This window comes from Streptomyces sp. CB00316, from assembly GCF_001905595.1.
GTDB lineage: Bacteria > Actinomycetota > Actinomycetes > Streptomycetales > Streptomycetaceae > Streptomyces.
On record NZ_LIXI01000012.1, the window covers coordinates 1 to 18,170 of the forward strand.

Consider the following 18,170-nt stretch of genomic DNA (forward strand, 5'->3'; position numbering starts at 1 on the left):
TCGGCCGCCTGCAGCCGTAACTCCTCGCGAAACTGCTGCCGTTCGGCGGTCAGCCCGCCCCCTTGTGGATACCGCATACCTTCGGTGATACCGCAGCCACCGACCAGCCGTCACCCCCTACGACACCACGCGTTCAATCTCAGTAGGGCCTCACATCAGGCGCGGGGCGGCTCCGGGACGCGCATCGCCAGGATGGCCATGTCGTCCGAGGCGGGCTCTGCGGCGAAGCGCTCCACGGCCCGCAGGATGCGTGCGGCGACCGCTCCGGCCGTCAGGCCCGTACAGGTCGACAGGACGTCCGCGAGGCCGTCGTCGCCGAGCATGCGGGTGCCCTCGCGGCGTTCGGTGACGCCGTCGGTGACGCAGAGGAGGACGTCGCCCGGGTCCAGCGTGACCTCCTGCTCGTACAGCTCCAAGTCCTCCAGGACGCCGAGCAGGGGCTGCGGTTCGGCCGCCGACTCCACGGAGCCGTCCTGGCGCAGGCGCAGCGGGAGCGGGTGGCCGGCGCAGACGACCTTCAGGAGGGCGCTGCCGTCCTCCTGGGGCCACAGCTCGCCGTACAGGAGCGTCAGGAAGCGGCTGCGGGCGCCCTCGTCCAGGATGGCCGCGTTGAGGCGCTCCAGGACCGCAGGGCCGGTGAAGCCCTCCTTGGCGAGCAGGCGCAGGGCGTGGCGGGCCAGGCCGGTGACGGCGGCCGCCTCCGGGCCCGTACCGCAGACGTCGCCGATGGCGAAGCCGAACGCACCGTCGTGGATCGGGAAGACGTCGTAGAAGTCGCCGCCGACCTCGTTGCCCTCGCCTGCGGCGCGGTAGATGACCTCGATCTCGACGTTCGGGACGTCGGGGAGGCCCGGGGGCAGCAGGCTGCGCTGGAGGGACTGGCTGATCGCCATGCGCTCCGAGTACAGGCGCGCGTTGTCCAAGGCCAGGGCGGCCCTGCGGGAGAGGTCCTCGGCCAGTTCCAGGATCTCCTGGCGGAAGTGGTCATCCGAGGGCTTCCCGAGCGTCAGCATGCCGATCACACGGTTGCGGGCGACCAGCGGCAGGACCACCGTCTCGCCGCCGACCGCCTGGGCCGTGGCGAGGATGGTGCGGGTGGCCGTGGACATGCTCAGGGGCGCGTCGTGGGCCAGGCTGCGGGTGGAGGTGGACAGCGCCGCACGGTGACCGGCCTCGGACGGGGCGGCCCAGATGCGGGCGCCGGGAGCCGGGACCGGGTCGGGCGGGGCGATCTTGGAGAGCAGGGCCTTGAGGCCGTCGATGAGGTCCTCGTCCTCGTGGAGGACGTACGAGAGGTACGGGTCCGAGGACTGGTCCGCGATCGTGTAGACCGCGCACCAGGTGGCCAGGGTCGGGACCGTCATCTGGGCCATCAGCGCCAGCGTCTGGTCGCGGTCGAGCGTGCCGGCCAGCAGGTCGGAGGCCTCGACGAGGAAGGAGAGGGAGCCGCGGCGCAGCCGTTCCAGCTCGCCGAGGCGCGCCGACTCCACCGCCAGGGCGATGCGGTCGGCGGCGAACTGGAGGCGCAGGGCCTCCTCGTTCGAGTAGCGGCCCCGGGCCTCGGCCGCCACGCCCAGGGAGCCCGTGAGGCGGCCCTCGACCTTCAGCGGGACCGTGACGACCGAGCGCATCCCGGTGTCGGTGAGGAGCGGAACGGCGCCCGGGACGGCGGTCAGGTCCTCGTGGACCGCCGGCATCCGGGCGGAGCCGTACCGTCCGGTTCCGGCTTCGACGGGGACTCTCGCGAAGCGCTGGCGGGCCGAGGGGAGACCCGTCGTGGCGCGGACCTCCAGCTCCGTCTCGTCGTCGGTGGCGAGGAGGAGGAAGGCCGCGTCGGCGTCGAGCATGTCGCGTGCCCGCTCCACCGTCCGCTGGAGCAGGCCGTCCAGGTCGTCGGGGGCGGGGGAGCCGATGAAGACCTCGAACGGGTCCGTGGAGCGGTTCTCGGACGAGGAGTCGGAGACCGGCGCGCGGACCGGGGACTGGAGGACCGCACGTTCGTAGTCGCGGACGAGGAGGCAGACCGTGGACGGCTCGCCGTCGGTGTCGCGGACTCGCAGGTGCGAGGCGTAGACGGGGGTGACGCGGCCGTCGGCGCAGCGGATTCCGTAGCTGCCCTCCCAGCGGGAGAGCCGGAGTGCGTCCGCGATGCCGGTGTTGGTGCCGGGGGTGTGCGGCCAGGCCACGAAGTCGGTGAGCTGTTTGCCGGACACCTCTTCCGCCCCGTGCCCGAAGAGGAAGGCCGCGTCGTCGTTCCACGCGGCGATCGAGCCGGAGTGGTCGATCTGGATGACGGCGACCCGTACGCGCTGGTCCGCCACGGGCAGCAGTGCGGTGGGCAGGAGCGGTCCGGCGGACCGGATGCCGACCGGGCGCTCGGGAAGGTCGAGTTGGAACCAGACATGTTTGCGAGTGGGGGCGTACTCGACGCCCCAGCGGGAGGCCAGGGCGGCGCAGAGCAGCAGGCCCCGGCCGTTCTCGCGGTCGGGCGAGCCGAAGTCGAGTCCGTTGCTCTGGAGCGGGACCTCACGTTCCGGATAGTGGTCGGCGACCTCGACGCGTACGCCGTCCTCGGTACGGAGGCAGAGGACATCGGCCGCCGTCCCCGCGTGGACCACGGCGTTGGTGACGAGCTCGCTGGTGAGGACGACCGCGTCGTCGACGACATCGTTGTATCCCCACCCCTGGAGGGTGTCCCGGACAAAGGCGCGGGCGGTCGCGACCGAGCGCCCGACCGGTTCGAAGGTGGCGGCCGCCCGCGCGGTGATCACAGCACTCCCCATATGGTGTCTCGTCGCTTCCCCGAGTCCTGTGCCCGTTTCTCGCCGCTTCGATTCGCTTGTCAGGCTAGACGTTCGGCAAGGGTGCCGGGTACACGAGGGCCGAGATCGGGACAGGACGCCGCAGGAGTTGTGCGCGGGCGCACGAGTATGTGTTCCGGTAGGAGTGACGGGGTGCAAGCGGGGGAGGTTGCCCGCCGACCCGTTCCGGCCTGGTACGTTGCAACGATTTGACGTCCGCCCGGTCACCCGTTGACGGTGTGCTGTGGCGATGGTCCAAAGTGGAACTGGGCAAGCTTCCGGATAGGCCCGAGCGAAACGGCCAACCCCTGCGGGAGGGACACGGTGGAGTCTGGCGTGGCGGCGCGGGGTTCAAAAACGCGTACAAAAGGCGGGCAGTCCGTGACAAAGCAGCGCAATGGCACCGTCGAGGTCGACGCGGCAGCTCTGAACAGACTGCTGGCGGGACTCGTGGCGATGCGCGACGGCAATTTCCGCAGGCGGCTCACCGTCTCCGGCGACGGCGTGATGACGGAGATCGCGGCGGTCTTCAACGAGGTCGCCGACCGCAATCTCCACCTCACGGGTGAGCTGGCGCGGGTACGGCGTGTGGTCGGGCGTGAGGGCAAGCTGACGGAGCGGTTGGAGACGGGGGCCTGCGAGGGCTCCTGGGCCGCCGCGATCGACGCCTCCAACGAGCTCGTCGACGATCTCGCGCGACCGGTCTCCGAGGTGGGCCGGGTGCTGTCGGCGGTCGCCGACGGTGACCTGGAGCAGCGGATGGAGCTGCGGTCGCACACGACGGACGAGACGGTGCGCCCGCTGCGCGGCGAGTTCCTGAAGGTCGCCCGTACGGTCAACAACCTCGTCGACCAGCTGTCGGTCTTCACCGAACAGGTGACCCGCGTCGCCGTCGAGGTGGGTACCGAGGGCAAGCTCGGCGGGCAGGCCCAGGTACGCGGGATGTCCGGGTCCTGGAAGGACCTCACGGACTCCGTCAACACCATGGCGTACCGGCTGACCGCCCAGGTCCGTGACATCGCGCTCGTGACGACGGCGGTCGCCAAGGGCGATCTGTCGCGGAAGGTCACCGTCCATGTGGCCGGCGAGATGCTCCAGCTGAAGAACACCGTCAACACGATGGTCGACCAGCTGTCCTCGTTCTCCTCCGAGGTGACCCGCGTCGCCCGCGAGGTGGGTACGGAGGGTGAGCTGGGCGGTCAGGCGACCGTGCCGGGTGTGGCCGGGGTCTGGAAGGACCTCACCGACTCCGTCAACACGATGGCGGGCAACCTCACCTCCCAGGTGCGCGGCATCGCCGAGGTGACGACGGCGGTGGCCAGCGGTGACCTGACGCAGAAGGTCACGGTGAGCGCGCGCGGCGAGGTCGCGCAGCTCGCCGAGACGATCAACCAGATGACCGAGACGCTGCGCACCTTCGCGGACGAAGTGACACGTGTGGCGAGCGAGGTCGGTGGCGAGGGGCTCCTCGGTGGCCAGGCGCAGGTGCCGGGGGCCGCGGGGACGTGGAAGGACCTCACCGACTCGGTGAACACGGTCTTCCGGAACCTCACGACCCAGGTGCGCGACATCGCCCAGGTGACCACGGCGGTGGCCAGCGGCGACATGTCGCAGAAGGTCACGGTCGACGTGGCCGGGGAGATGCTGGAGCTGAAGAACACCGTCAACACGATGGTGGACCAGCTCCAGTCGTTCGGTTCCGAGGTCACCAGGGTCGCCCGGGAGGTCGGCGTCGAGGGCCGCCTCGGCGGCCAGGCGCAGGTGCCGGGGGCCGCGGGGACGTGGAAGGACCTCACCGACTCGGTGAACACCGCCTTCCGTAACCTGACCGGTCAGGTCCGGGACATCGCGCAGGTGACCACGGCGGTCGCCAACGGTGACCTGTCGCAGAAGGTCACCGTGGACGTGGCCGGGGAGATGCTGGAGCTGAAGAACACCGTCAACACGATGGTGGCGCAGCTGTCCAGCTTCGCCGACCAGGTGACGCGGATGGCCCGGGACGTGGGCACCGAGGGCCGCCTCGGCGGCCAGGCGCGGGTGGACGGCGTCTCGGGTACGTGGAAGGAGCTCACGGACTCCGTCAACTTCATGGCCGGGAACCTCACCTCCCAGGTGCGGCAGATCGCCCAGGTGACGACGGCGGTGGCGCGGGGCGACCTGTCGCAGAAGATCGACGTGGATGCCCGGGGCGAGATCCTGGAGCTCAAGAACACGATCAACACAATGGTCGACCAGCTCTCGGCCTTCGCCGACCAGGTGACCCGCGTCGCCCGTGAGGTGGGTACGGACGGTCGGCTCGGCGGCCAGGCGCAGGTGCCCGGGGTGGCCGGAGTATGGCGCGATCTCACCGACTCGGTGAACGGCATGGCGGGGAACCTCACCGCCCAGGTCCGCAACATCGCGCAGGTCGCCACGGCGGTGGCGCGCGGTGACCTGTCGCAGAAGATCGACGTGGATGCCCGGGGCGAGATCCTGGAGCTCAAGAACACCCTCAACACGATGGTGGACCAGCTCTCCAACTTCGCCGAGCAGGTGACGAGGGTCGCCCGCGAAGTGGGTACGGAGGGCATCCTCGGCGGACAGGCCGAGGTGCAGGGCGTGTCCGGTACGTGGAAGGACCTCACCCAGTCCGTCAACGGCATGGCGAACAACCTGACCCTCCAGGTCCGTAACATCGCCGAGGTCACCACCGCGGTCGCCAAGGGCGACCTCTCCAAGAAGATCACCGTCGACGCCAAGGGCGAGATCCTCGAACTGGTCACGACCGTCAACACGATGGTTGACCAGCTGCTCAACTTCGCCGACGAGGTGACCAGGGTGGCCCGCGAGGTGGGTACCGAGGGCATCCTCGGCGGCCAGGCACGGGTGCGTGGGGCGACCGGCATCTGGAAGGACCTCAGCGACAACGTCAACTTGATGGCCAACAACCTGACCAGCCAGGTACGGAACATCTCCCGGGTCTCCTCCGCGGTCGCCAACGGCGACCTGACGAAGAAGGTCACCGTGGAGGCGCGCGGCGAGGTCGCCGAGCTGGCCGACACCGTCAACACCATGGTGACGACGCTGTCCTCGTTCGCGGACGAGGTCACGCGGGTGGCCCGTGAGGTGGGTACGGAGGGCGAGCTGGGCGGCCAGGCCCGGGTGCCGGGAGTCTCCGGTACGTGGAAGGACCTCACCGAGTCCGTGAACTCGATGGCCTCCAACCTGACCGGCCAGGTGCGACAGATCGCGACGGTCACCACGGCCATCGCCAAGGGCGATCTGACCAAGAAGATCGACATCGACGCCCGCGGTGAGATCCTGGAGCTGAAGAACACCATCAACACGATGGTCGACCAGCTCTCCTCGTTCGCCGATCAGGTGACCCGGGTCGCCCGCGAGGTGGGCACCGAGGGGCAGCTGGGCGGTCAGGCGCGGGTGCGGGACGTGGACGGTACCTGGCGCGACCTCACCGAGTCGGTGAACGAGATGGCCGGGAACCTGACCCGCCAGGTGCGTGCCATCGCGGCCGTCGCCACGGCGGTGACCCGCGGCGATCTGAACCTGAAGATCGATGTGGACGCGGCCGGCGAGATCCAGGTCCTCCAGGACAACATCAACACGATGATCGCCAATCTGCGCGACACCACCCTCGCCAACAAGGAGCAGGACTGGCTGAAGGGCAACCTGGCCCGGATCTCCGGTCTGATGCAGGGCCGTCGCGATCTGGATGACGTGGCCTCGCTGATCATGAGTGAGCTGACGCCGGTGGTCTCGGCGCAGCACGGCGCGTTCTTCCTGGCCATGTCCCCGGGCGACTCGGACGAGGTGGGTCCGGACAGCGCCGACGACAGCTCGTACGAGCTGCGGATGCGGGGGAGTTACGGCTATTCCGCGGGTTCGATGCCGACCTCGTTCCGGCCCGGTGAGACGCTCATCGGGACGGCGGCCGAGGAGAAGCGGACGATCCAGGTGGACAATGTGCCGCCGGGGTACCTGAAGATCTCCTCCGGTCTCGGCGAGGCGCCGCCCGCGCATGTGATCGTGCTGCCGGTGCTCTTCGAGGGCAAGGTGCTCGGCGTGATCGAACTGGCCTCGTTCCAGCCGTTCACGCACATCCAGCGGGACTTCCTCAACCAGCTTGCCGAGATGATCGCGACGAGCGTCAACACCATCAGCGTCAACACCAAGACGGAGAAGCTCCTTGAGCAGTCCCAGGAGCTGACCGAGCAACTGCGTGACCGTTCGCAGGAGCTGGAGAACCGGCAGAAGGCCCTCCAGGCGTCCAACGCCGAACTGGAGGAGAAGGCCGAGCTGCTGGCCCAGCAGAACCGCGACATCGAGGTCAAGAACACCGAGATCGAGGAGGCGCGGCAGGTCCTGGAGGAGCGCGCCGAGCAGCTCGCGGTCTCGATGCGCTACAAGTCCGAGTTCCTGGCGAACATGTCGCACGAGCTGCGCACACCGCTCAACTCGCTGCTGATCCTCGCCAAGTTGCTGGCGGACAACGCCGAGGGCAATCTCTCGCCGAAGCAGGTCGAGTTCGCCGAGACGATCCACGGGGCCGGTTCCGACCTGCTCCAGCTGATCAACGACATCCTGGACCTGTCGAAGGTCGAGGCGGGCAAGATGGACGTCAGCCCGACCCGGATCGCTCTGGTCCAGCTGGTCGACTACGTGGAGGCGACCTTCCGCCCGCTCACCGCGGAGAAGGGCCTGGACTTCTCCGTACGGGTCTCGCCGGAGCTTCCCGCGACGCTGCACACCGACGAGCAGCGCCTGCTCCAGGTGCTGCGGAACCTGCTGTCGAACGCGGTGAAGTTCACCGACAGCGGGGCGGTGGAACTGGTGATCCGGCCGGCCGGCGCCGATGTGCCGAACGCGATCCGGGAGCACCTGCTGGAGTCGGGCTCGCTGCGGGACGCGGACGCCGATCTGATCGCCTTCTCGGTCACCGACACCGGGATCGGGATCGCCTCCAGCAAGATGCTGGTGATCTTCGAGGCGTTCAAGCAGGCGGACGGGACGACGAGCCGCAAGTACGGCGGCACGGGCCTCGGGCTCTCCATCAGCCGGGAGATCGCGAGGCTGCTCGGCGGCGAGATCCACGCGGCGAGCGAGCCGGGCCGGGGCTCCACCTTCACGCTGTACCTCCCGCTGCACCGCGCCGAACTTCCGCCCCAGGGCTACCCGCAGGTGGGGTCCGGTTCGAGCGAGGGCCTGGGCGGCGGGTCCGAGAACGGGCAGGCTCCGCAGGACGGCGACTCCGCCCCGCTCGGCGACCCGGCCAACTCCGCCGGGGTGTTCCGACGGCGGCGCAAGGCCCTCGGGGACGCGGCCCGACGGCCCGCACTGCCCGCCGGGCGGCCGGCCGGCGCGAGCGCTCCGCAGGAGGATTGGGTGCAGGGGAGCCCGGCCGGCACGGAGGAGGCTCCGGCGCCCCGGCGGACGTTCCGGTTCCGCGGGGAGAAGGTGCTCATCGTCGACGACGACATCCGTAACGTCTTCGCGCTCACCAGCGTGCTGGAGCAGCACGGTCTCGCCGTGCTGTACGCGGAGAACGGCCGCGAGGGGATCGAAGTGCTGGAGCAGCACGACGATGTGACGGTCGTCCTGATGGACATCATGATGCCGGAGATGGACGGGTACGCGACCACGACCGCCATCCGGCGGATGCCGCAGTTCGCCGGGCTGCCGATCGTCGCGCTCACCGCGAAGGCGATGAAGGGCGACCGGGAGAAGGCGATCGACTGCGGGGCTTCCGACTATGTGACGAAGCCGGTCGATCCTGATCATCTGCTGGCGGTGATGGAGCAGTGGATGCACGGAGAGTGATGGGATACCGAGCGAATCAGCATGAGTTGTTGACCGGCTGTGCGCGAACGGGTGTGAACGCCCTGCATCCGGGGAACCTTCTGGTCTCCCACCGCGTTTGCGGTATGTGCACAGTGACATCGCGGTGACAGGGTGTGGTGACGGGCGGGGTGCGGCTACCATGACCGGCACAAGGACGGACGGCGTAAGGGAGTCGTCCCGTGGGGCGGCACCCGGTGCATTTCCGGGGCGAGGAGGACGGGCCATGGTGCAGAAGGCCAAGATCCTCCTGGTCGATGACCGGCCGGAGAATCTGCTGGCGCTGGAGGCCATCCTCTCTGCGCTCGATCAGACACTGGTCCGGGCATCGTCAGGGGAGGAGGCGCTCAAAGCGCTGCTCACGGACGACTTCGCGGTCATTCTGCTGGACGTCCAGATGCCGGGCATGGACGGTTTCGAGACCGCCGCCCACATCAAGCGGCGGGAGCGGACGCGGGACATCCCGATCATCTTCCTCACCGCGATCAACCACGGCCCGCACCACACCTTCCGGGGGTATGCGGCCGGCGCGGTGGACTACATCTCCAAGCCGTTCGACCCGTGGGTGCTGCGGGCAAAGGTCTCGGTCTTCGTCGAGCTGTACATGAAGAACTGCAAGCTTCGCGAGCAGGCCGCGCTCCTCCGGCTCCAGCTGGAGGGTGACGGCCACGCGGGCGGTGAGCACGAGAAGGAGCCGGCCGGGCTGCTGGCCGAACTCTCCGCGCGGCTCGCGGCGGTCGAGGAGCAGGCGGAAGCCCTCTCCAAGCAGCTCGACGACGAGTCCGCCGACGCAGCGGCCGTCGCCACGGCGGCCCATCTGGAGCGCAAGCTGACCGGCCTGCGCCGCGCGCTCGACGCGCTGGAGCCGGGCACGGGCGGCGGCGCCGGAATCCTGCCCGCTCAGAACTAGGGCCTCGCCGCAGGGGAAGTAGCACCATTCGTACGGATCAGGGCGCTTCGGGCCGTGTCCGGGGCGCTCCTGGCCCTGAGGGCACGTCAGTTCCCGGCTGTCCGGAGGCGACACGGTCGGGTGAACCAGTAGGCGAACGTGTTCACGGGCGTCGACAACGGTAACCTCGGCACCATGGCCTCACGTACGTCCGGCAAGGGTTCCCAGGGCACGGCGGGCACCGCGAAGCGCGTCGGCCGTACACCCGGGCCGGCGAAGAAAGCCGCGCCCGCCAGGAAGACCGCCCCCAAGAAGTCGACCGCGCCCGCGAAGAAGGCACCCGCGAAGAAAGCGGCTGCCAAGAGGCCCGCGCCCAAACCCGCACCCTCTCCCACCAACGGCATCTACCGGCTGGTGCGCGCCATCTGGCTCGGGACGGCGCACGGCGTCGGCGCGGTGTTCCGCTCCATAGGGCGCGGCGCCAAGGGACTTGACCCCGCCCACCGCAAGGACGGCCTCGCACTCCTGCTCCTCGGCCTCGCGCTGATCGTGGCCGCGGGCACCTGGTCCAACCTCCAGGGGCCGGTCGGCGACCTGGTGGAAATGCTGGTGACCGGGGCGTTCGGCCGGCTCGATCTGCTCGCGCCGATACTGCTCGGCGCCATGGCCGTACGGCTGATTCTGTATCCGGAGCGCCCCGACGCCAACGGCCGGATCGTCATCGGACTCTCCGCCCTCGTCGTCGGCGTCCTCGGCCAGGTCCACATCGCCTGCGGGTCACCGGGCCGCGAGGACGGCACGGAGGCGATGCAGGACGCGGGCGGGCTGGTGGGCTGGGCAGCGTCGAAGCCCCTGATCTTCATGATGGGCGAGGTTCTCGCCGTACCGCTGCTGGTGCTGCTCACCGTCTTCGGCCTGCTCGTGGTCACCGCGACCCCGGTCAACGCCATCCCGCGCCGGCTGCGGCAGCTCGGCGTCCGCCTCGGCATCGTGGAACCCGCGTACGAGCTCGGCGAGGTGTACGAGGACGACGACGAGCGGTACGACGAGCAGTGGCGCGAGGCGCTGCCCGCCGGGACGCGGCGCGGCTCCGGACGCCGACAGGCCCCCGCCGACGACGACGCGGCCCACGACCACGACCATGCCGAGGCCGGGGCGCCCACCAAGCGCAGGCGGCCCCGTCGGCCCGCCGCTCAGCCCGCGATGAACCGGCCCCTGGACGCGGTGGACGTCGCCGCGGCCGCGGCCGCCGCACTCGACGGGGCCGTGCTCAACGGTATTTCGCCCTCGCCGGTCGTCGCCGACCTGACCCAGGGCGTCTCGGTGGACCGGGACCGGGAACGTACCGGCTCCACGCCCGTGCCCGGAGCCCGGGAGGCCGGACAGCGCGGCGGCGCGGGCAAGGACCGGACCGGCGCGGGTACGGCGGGGGGCGCGGCCTCCGGGCCCGTCGACCCCGGCGGCGTACCGGATCTGACCAAGCCCGCTCCGGAGCGGACCGGGGACCTGCCCGCCCGCGCCGAGCAGCTCCAGCTCTCCGGCGACATCACGTACTCGCTGCCCTCGCTCGACCTGCTGGAGCGCGGCGGGCCCGGCAAGACCCGCAGCGCCGCCAACGACGCCGTCGTCGCCTCCCTGACCAACGTGTTCACCGAGTTCAAGGTCGACGCCGTCGTCACCGGCTTCACCCGGGGCCCGACGGTCACCCGGTACGAGATCGAGCTCGGCCCCGCCGTGAAGGTCGAGAAGATCACGGCGCTCGCCAAGAACATCGCGTACGCCGTCGCCAGTCCGGACGTGCGGATCATCTCGCCGATCCCGGGGAAGTCCGCCGTCGGCATCGAGATCCCCAACTCCGACCGGGAGATGGTCAATCTCGGCGACGTGCTGCGCCTCGCGGACGCGGCCGAGGACGACCACCCCATGCTCGTGGCGCTCGGCAAGAACGTCGAGGGCGGCTACGAGATGGCCAACCTGGCGAAGATGCCGCACGTCCTGGTCGCGGGCGCGACCGGCTCCGGCAAGTCCTCCTGCATCAACTGCCTGATCACCTCGGTCATGGTGCGGGCCACCCCGGAGGACGTCCGGATGGTCCTGGTCGACCCCAAGCGCGTCGAGCTCACCGCGTACGAGGGCATCCCGCACCTGATCACCCCGATCATCACCAACCCCAAGAAGGCCGCCGAGGCGCTCCAGTGGGTCGTGCGGGAGATGGACCTGCGCTACGACGACCTCGCCGCCTTCGGCTACCGGCACATCGACGACTTCAACCACGCGGTGCGCACCGGCAAGGCCAAGACACCCGAGGGCAGCGAGCGGGAGCTGTCCCCGTACCCGTACCTCCTTGTCATCGTCGACGAGCTGGCCGACCTGATGATGGTCGCCCCGCGCGACGTCGAGGACTCCATCGTCCGCATCACCCAGCTGGCCCGGGCCGCCGGAATCCACCTGGTGCTCGCCACCCAGCGCCCCTCGGTCGACGTGGTGACCGGTCTGATCAAGGCGAACGTGCCCTCCCGGCTCGCCTTCGCCACCTCCTCCCTCGCCGACAGCAGGGTCATCCTCGACCAGCCCGGCGCCGAGAAGCTCATCGGCAAGGGTGACGGGCTCTTCCTCCCGATGGGCGCGAACAAGCCCACCCGTATGCAGGGCGCCTTCGTCACCGAGGACGAGGTCGCGGCCGTCGTCCAGCACTGCAAGGATCAGATGGCTCCGGTCTTCCGGGACGACGTCGTGGTCGGTACGAAGCAGAAGAAGGAGATCGACGAGGACATCGGCGACGACCTGGACCTGCTCTGCCAGGCCGCCGAGCTGGTCGTCTCCACCCAGTTCGGGTCCACCTCGATGCTCCAGCGCAAGCTGCGGGTCGGCTTCGCGAAGGCGGGGCGGCTGATGGATCTGATGGAGTCGCGCAACATCGTCGGCCCCAGCGAGGGGTCCAAGGCACGCGACGTCATGGTGAAACCGGACGAGCTCGACGGGGTGTTGGCCGTCATCCGCGGGGAATCGGCTCCGTAGAGGTAATCCACCCGTAAAGGTTTGGTGGGCAACCGTTTCGTGCGGTCGTACGTCAAGTTGGAGGGAGGGAGGGGCGGAACGATGCTCCTCCCTCCCGCCCAGCCCGTTGTCCCCCACCCTGTTCGGCCCACTCCAGGTTGCCCAGTCCTCGATCGGGGCACGGTCCTGTCCCCGCTCCGCCCGCGGAGCGGTCCGCGGGGCCGTCCGGCGAACCCGATGGCGTACAAAGTCGTCCCTCCCGGTTGCCCCTCCCTTTCGTACCCCCCCTAGACTGAACATCCAGCAGGTGGCTCACGCTCGAAAGGCGCCCCCGTGTCCATCGGCAACTCCCCCGAAGACGACCGGCCTTCGATCGGTCGTGCCCTTCAGCAGGCTCGCATCGCCGCAGGCCTCACGGTCGAGGAAGTCAGCAGCTCCACCCGGGTGCGCATCCCCCTCGTGCACGCGATCGAGGAGGACGACTTCTCGCGCTGTGGCGGCGACGTCTACGCACGCGGCCACATCCGCAACATCGCCCGTGCCGTCGGTATCGACCCGGAACCTCTGGTCGAGCGTTTCGACGGTGACCACGGCGGCCGTCCCGCACCCACCCCCGCGGCTCCGCTGTTCGAAGCGGAGCGCATCCGTTCCGAACCGCGGCGGCCCAACTGGACCGCGGCCATGGTCGCGGCCATCGTCGCCGTCATCGGCTTCGTCGGCTTCACCCTGTTCAACGGTGGGGACGACAAGCCCTCGAACACCGCCCAGGTCGCGGAGGGCTCCAAGCCCGACAAGACCGCGGCCAGACCCACCACCACCAAGCCGGCCGACCCCCCGCCCGTGCCGTCCGAGAGTGCCATCGCCGCCGCCCCCCGGGACAAGGTGACGGTCAAGCTCAGCGCGAGCCAGGACAAGAGCTGGATCTCCGTCAAGGACCACAACGGCAGGCTGCTCTTCGACGGGCTGCTGCTGGAGGGTGAGTCCAAGACCTTCCAGGACAAGGAGCGCATCGACCTCGTCCTCGGCAACGCCGGGGCGATCGAGCTCTTCGTGAACGGGAAGAAGCTCCAGGACCGTTTCGAGCCGGGTCAGGTCGAACGGCTCACGTACACCAAGGGTGACCCCGAGGCCGGCTGACCCCGCGCCTTCCACCCATCGACGGGCGTCCGGCCTCGTGCCGGGCGCCCGTCGGCGTTCTCCGCACCATGTGCGCCTGCTACGGGGAGTAACAGGCAAAGGGCAGGCAACCCTGCACGGCGGGAGGGCCGCCGGGACGAAGTAGTCTTGAGTCCATGCCCGAACGCCGTACCGTCGCCCTTGTCACTCTTGGCTGCGCCCGTAACGAGGTGGACTCGGAGGAGCTTGCAGGCCGCTTGGCAGCGGACGGCTGGGACCTCGTCGAGGACGCCTCGGACGCGGATGTCGCAGTCGTCAACACCTGTGGGTTCGTCGAAGCCGCCAAGAAGGACTCCGTCGACGCCCTGCTCGAAGCCAACGATCTCAAGGACCACGGCCGCACCCAGGCCGTCGTCGCCGTCGGCTGCATGGCCGAGCGCTACGGCAAGGACCTCGCCGAGGCCCTGCCGGAGGCGGACGGTGTCCTCGGATTCGACGACTACGCCGACATCTCCGACCGGCTCCAGACCATCCTCAACGGCGGCATCCACGCCTCGCACACTCCGCGCGACCGCCGCAAGCTGCTCCCGATCAGCCCCGCCGAGCGGCAGGACGCCGCCGTGGCCCTGCCCGGCCACGCCCAGGAGGCGCCCGCCCCGGCGCCCGAGGACCTCCCCGAGGGCGTCGCACCGGTCTCCGGACCGCGCGCCCCGCTGCGCCGGCGGCTCGGCACCAGCCCCGTCGCCTCGGTGAAGCTCGCCTCCGGCTGCGACCGCCGCTGCTCCTTCTGCGCCATCCCCTCCTTCCGCGGCTCCTTCATCTCCCGCCGCCCCTCGGACGTGATCCAGGAAACCCGCTGGCTGGCCGAGCAGGGCGTCAAGGAGGTCATGCTCGTCTCCGAGAACAACACCTCCTACGGCAAGGACCTCGGCGACATCCGCCTCCTGGAGACCCTGCTGCCCGAGCTGGCCGACGTGGACGGCATCGAGCGGATCCGGGTCAGCTACCTCCAGCCCGCCGAGATGCGCCCCGGCCTCATCGACGTCCTCACCTCGACGCCGAAGGTCGCCCCGTACTTCGACCTCTCCTTCCAGCACTCCGCCCCCGGCGTGCTGCGTGCGATGCGCCGCTTCGGCGACACCGACCGCTTCCTGGAGCTCCTGGACACCATCCGCAGCAAGGCTCCCGAGGCCGGCGCCCGCTCCAACTTCATCGTCGGGTTCCCCGGTGAGACCGAGGCCGACCTCGCCGAGCTGGAACGCTTCCTCACCGGCGCCCGGCTCGACGCCATCGGCGTCTTCGGCTACTCCGACGAGGAGGGCACCGAGGCGGTCGGCTACGAGAACAAGCTGGACGCCGACACCATCGCCGAGCGGCTCGCCCACATCTCGCAGCTGGCCGAGGAGCTGACCTCGCAGCGGGCCGAGGAGCGCGTCGGAGAGACCCTCCAGGTGCTGGTGGAGTCCGTCGAGTCGGACGAGGACGGCGAGGTCGCGATCGGCCGTGCCGCGCACCAGGCCCCGGAAACGGACGGTCAGGTGGTCTTCACCACACGCGAGGGACTCGTGCCGGGCCGTATGGTCGAAGCAAAGGCAGTGGGCACCGAGGGCGTCGACCTGGTGGCCGAACACCACGAGCTTGCGGAGGCGGCCAGATGACGGGAGCCCCGGCATCCGCGGCAGGCGGTTCCGGCGCGAAGCCGGTCCGCGGCGGGAAGCTGGGCACTGCGGCCGTCAACCAGGCCAGCCTGTGGAACATCGCCAACATCCTGACCATGGTGCGGCTGCTGCTCGTTCCCGGCTTCGTGCTGCTGCTGTTCCACAACGGCGGGTACGACCCGGTCTGGCGCTCCTTCGCCTGGGCGGCCTTCGCCGTCGCCATGATCACGGACCTGTTCGACGGTCATCTGGCGCGGGCGTACAACCTGGTCACGGACTTCGGGAAGATCGCCGACCCGATCGCCGACAAAGCGATCATGGGCGCAGCGCTGGTCTCCCTCTCCGTCCTCGGCGACCTGCCGTGGTGGATCACCGGGGTGATCCTCGCCCGTGAGCTGGGCATCACGCTGATGCGGTTCTGGGTGATCCGGCACGCGGTGATCCCGGCCAGCAGAGGCGGCAAGCTGAAGACCCTGGCCCAGGGCACGGCGGCCGGGATGTACGTCCTGGTGCTCACCGGACCCCTGGCCACCCTGCGCTTCTGGATGATGATGGTGGCCGTCGTGCTGACGGTCGTCACCGGTCTCGACTACGTACGCCAGGCCGTCGTCCTGCGCCGCAGGAGCCTCGCCGCCGAGCGCGCCGCCGTCGGCCGGACCACGGAGGCGCTGAACGAGGCGGCCGGGTCTCCCGGTGCCGTCGTCGCGGACGCCGGTGCCGCCGGTGTGGCGGATGCCGGTGTTCCCGGCGCGACCGTGCGGGTCTCCGGTGGTTCGACGGCTGTGGAGCCCGCCGTGCGTGCGCGTGACGGCGCGGAGGCCGAGCGGTGACAGCCGCTGCCCGGGCGCTGGAGCTGCTCGTGGAGCGCGGTGAGACGCTCGCCGTCGCCGAATCGCTGACGGGCGGCCTGGTGGCGGCCGAACTCACCTCCGTACCCGGCGCCTCCCGGTCCTTCCGGGGATCGGTCACGGCGTATGCCACGGTCCTCAAGGGTGAGATCCTCGGCGTGGACGGGACCCTCCTGGCGGAGCGGGGGGCGGTCGATCCCGAGGTCGCGCGGCAGATGGCGGCCGGGGTGCGCCGTGCCCTCGGTGCGGACTGGGGGCTCTCCACGACCGGCGTCGCGGGCCCGGAACCCCAGGACGGGCAGCCCGTCGGGACGGTATACGTGGCCGTCGCGGGACCCTACGGCATCGAGAAAGTGTCCGCTCTGCGATTGAATGGTTCGAGGGCGGACATCCGTAGAGAGAGTGTACGAAGCGTCCTCGATCTGCTGGCCGGCGAACTCGGAGAGAATGCGCGGGCACAGGATACGGAACAGATCGGGGGGAACTGATGTTTGCAGCCCTGAGTGAACACGACATCGCTCCCCGCACGGCCGCAGCACAAGGCGGTACGGTAGGGCGTGAAGGATGCGGCTACGCGGTCCGAGGAGGGAGCCACCGATGATTCTGCTCCGTCGCCTGCTGGGTGACGTGCTGCGTCGGCAGCGCCAGCGCCAAGGCCGTACTCTGCGCGAAGTCTCCTCGTCCGCCCGGGTCTCGCTCGGTTATCTGTCCGAGGTGGAGCGGGGGCAGAAGGAGGCATCCTCCGAGCTGCTCTCCGCGATTTGCGACGCGCTTGACGTACGGATGTCCGAGCTCATGCGTGAAGTGAGCGACGAGCTCTCGCTCGCCGAGCTGGCCGAGTCGGCAGCTGCCAGTGATCCGGTCCCAGTACCGGTTCGTCCCATGCTCAATTCCGTCTCCGTGTCGTCGGTCGCAGGAGTGCCGTCGGGACGGGTGACCATCAAGGCGCCTGCGGAAGCGGTGGACGTCGTCGCCGCCTGACCCGCGCGCGGCACAGTGCTCGACCGGAGTCCCGGCCGACCCCCCTAGGGGTCGGCCGGGACTTTCGCGTGTGCGGCGTCCCGCGCGCTTTCCGTATGCGTCTTTCGTGTGTGAGGCGCGAGGGAGCGGGCAGACGGAGGTTGAGGCCGACATGACTGTTTTGTTTCTTTTGTGCCATCGTGAGTGGTGCGCCGGAACAGTCAGCGAAACGCCTGACGACGGTCAGCAGTACGCCTGACGGATGGGAGTTTGCATGTCTGTGGTGAAGAGCCCACTGTCCGAGAGCGATCACAAGCTCGTCGGAGAAGCGCTGCAAGGCGCGCTGGTCGACCTGGTCGATCTCTCCCTCGTGGCGAAGCAGATCCACTGGAACGTGGTCGGTCCGCGCTTCCGGTCCGTACATCTCCAGCTCGACGACGTGGTCGTCACGGCCCGGCAGCACTCCGACACGGTCGCCGAGCGAGCCTCCGCGATCGGGGTCAACCCGGACGGCCGCTCCGCGACCGTGGCCAAGGAGACCGCCATCCGGTCGGTCCCCGAAGGCTGGATCAAGGACACCGACGCCGTGAAGGCGCTCGTGGACGCCCTGGGCGTGGTCATCGGCCGGATGCGGGAACGCATCGAGGTGACCGACGCGCCGGATCCCGTCACCCAGGACATCCTGATCTCACTGACGGCAGACCTCGAAAAGCACGCCTGGATGTTCCAGGCCGAAAGTGCCTGAGCGGAAGGAACCGACATCGTGACTGGTGACAACGCCATGGACAAGATCAAGGGCAAGGGCAAGGAGGCCGTCGGCAAGCTGACCGGCGACCGCCGCAAGGAGTCCGAGGGCAAGGCCGACCAGGCCAAGGCCACGGCCAAGGACAAGGTCGACGAGGCCGGTGACCGCGCGAAGGGCGTCACGGACTCGCTCCGAGACGACAACCACAAGTAGCGCGTCGCGGCCGCTGCCCCCTGAGCGCCGGCCCCTTCCGGCGCCTGAACGACCCGGGTGCCCCCGTCGATCTCCGGCGGGGGCACCCGGGCGTGCGGGCAGCTGTCGGCC

11 protein-coding genes and 1 pseudogene are annotated in these 18,170 nt (G+C 69.7%); 10 read left to right on the plus strand and 2 right to left on the minus strand.

The window, feature by feature from the left end:
• Both AMK21_RS37220 and AMK21_RS28875 read right to left on the minus strand, forming a co-directional pair.
• Positions 1-77, minus strand: a pseudogene (locus AMK21_RS37220) (transposase); the annotation flags it as partial.
• 78 nt (positions 78-155) lie between these two features.
• Complete coding sequence (locus AMK21_RS28875) at positions 156-2,783, minus strand: SpoIIE family protein phosphatase (RefSeq protein WP_073882123.1); 2,628 nt, start codon at positions 2,781-2,783, stop codon at positions 156-158.
• Positions 2,784-3,125: 342 nt separating this feature from the next.
• Here AMK21_RS28875 and AMK21_RS28880 point away from each other — a divergent pair, with 342 nt between their 5' ends.
• The 10 genes from AMK21_RS28880 to AMK21_RS28925 all read left to right on the plus strand — a co-directional run bounded on the left by AMK21_RS28880 (position 3,126) and on the right by AMK21_RS28925 (position 18,059).
• Entirely contained in the window at positions 3,126-8,615 is a 5,490-nt protein-coding gene (locus AMK21_RS28880; protein ID WP_079181272.1) for a HAMP domain-containing protein, read from the plus strand.
• Positions 8,616-8,859: 244 nt separating this feature from the next.
• Positions 8,860-9,543: a response regulator gene (locus AMK21_RS28885; protein WP_018516365.1), complete on the plus strand. Its 684-nt coding sequence runs from the start codon at positions 8,860-8,862 to the stop codon at positions 9,541-9,543.
• 174 nt (positions 9,544-9,717) lie between these two features.
• A complete protein-coding gene (locus AMK21_RS28890) occupies positions 9,718-12,540 on the plus strand; it encodes a DNA translocase FtsK (protein WP_073882267.1) in 2,823 nt (940 codons plus the stop codon).
• A gap of 312 nt (positions 12,541-12,852) precedes the next feature.
• On the plus strand, positions 12,853-13,656 hold the full coding sequence (locus tag AMK21_RS28895) for a helix-turn-helix domain-containing protein (RefSeq protein ID WP_073882125.1): 804 nt from the start codon (positions 12,853-12,855) through the stop codon (positions 13,654-13,656).
• A 155-nt stretch (positions 13,657-13,811) separates the two neighbouring features.
• Positions 13,812-15,293: a 30S ribosomal protein S12 methylthiotransferase RimO gene (gene rimO / locus AMK21_RS28900; RefSeq protein ID WP_073882126.1), complete on the plus strand. Its 1,482-nt coding sequence runs from the start codon at positions 13,812-13,814 to the stop codon at positions 15,291-15,293.
• Positions 15,290-16,123 carry a CDP-diacylglycerol--glycerol-3-phosphate 3-phosphatidyltransferase gene (gene pgsA / locus AMK21_RS28905; RefSeq protein WP_073882127.1) on the plus strand — a complete coding sequence of 278 codons (834 nt, stop codon included), beginning with the start codon at positions 15,290-15,292 and terminating at the stop codon, positions 16,121-16,123. The genes rimO and pgsA overlap by 4 nt, the downstream gene beginning before the upstream one ends.
• Complete coding sequence (locus AMK21_RS28910; protein WP_073882128.1) at positions 16,120-16,629, plus strand: CinA family protein; 510 nt, start codon at positions 16,120-16,122, stop codon at positions 16,627-16,629. Before pgsA ends, AMK21_RS28910 begins: the two co-directional genes overlap by 4 nt.
• 109 nt (positions 16,630-16,738) lie before the next feature.
• Positions 16,739-17,122, plus strand: a complete 384-nt coding sequence (locus tag AMK21_RS28915) for a helix-turn-helix domain-containing protein (protein ID WP_003965837.1) — start codon at positions 16,739-16,741, stop codon at positions 17,120-17,122.
• Between the two features lie 253 nt (positions 17,123-17,375).
• On the plus strand, positions 17,376-17,846 hold the full coding sequence (locus AMK21_RS28920) for a Dps family protein (protein WP_073882129.1): 471 nt from the start codon (positions 17,376-17,378) through the stop codon (positions 17,844-17,846).
• Between the two features lie 36 nt (positions 17,847-17,882).
• Positions 17,883-18,059: a CsbD family protein gene (locus AMK21_RS28925; protein ID WP_073882130.1), complete on the plus strand. Its 177-nt coding sequence runs from the start codon at positions 17,883-17,885 to the stop codon at positions 18,057-18,059.
• Positions 18,060-18,170: the final 111 nt, after the last annotated feature.

Bases quoted from the DNA above. Each gene is read 5' to 3' on its own strand.
- AMK21_RS28875 (WP_073882123.1), bottom strand. From the start codon at position 2,783: ATGGGGAGTGCTGTGATCACCGCGCGGGCGGCCGCCACCTTCGAACCG.
- AMK21_RS28885 (WP_018516365.1), top strand. From the start codon at position 8,860: ATGGTGCAGAAGGCCAAGATCCTCCTGGTCGATGACCGGCCGGAGAAT.
- AMK21_RS28890 (WP_073882267.1), top strand. From the start codon at position 9,718: ATGGCCTCACGTACGTCCGGCAAGGGTTCCCAGGGCACGGCGGGCACC.
- rimO (WP_073882126.1), top strand. From the start codon at position 13,812: ATGCCCGAACGCCGTACCGTCGCCCTTGTCACTCTTGGCTGCGCCCGT.
- pgsA (WP_073882127.1), top strand. From the start codon at position 15,290: ATGACGGGAGCCCCGGCATCCGCGGCAGGCGGTTCCGGCGCGAAGCCG.
- AMK21_RS28915 (WP_003965837.1), top strand. From the start codon at position 16,739: ATGATTCTGCTCCGTCGCCTGCTGGGTGACGTGCTGCGTCGGCAGCGC.
- AMK21_RS28920 (WP_073882129.1), top strand. From the start codon at position 17,376: ATGTCTGTGGTGAAGAGCCCACTGTCCGAGAGCGATCACAAGCTCGTC.
- AMK21_RS28925 (WP_073882130.1), top strand. From the start codon at position 17,883: ATGGACAAGATCAAGGGCAAGGGCAAGGAGGCCGTCGGCAAGCTGACC.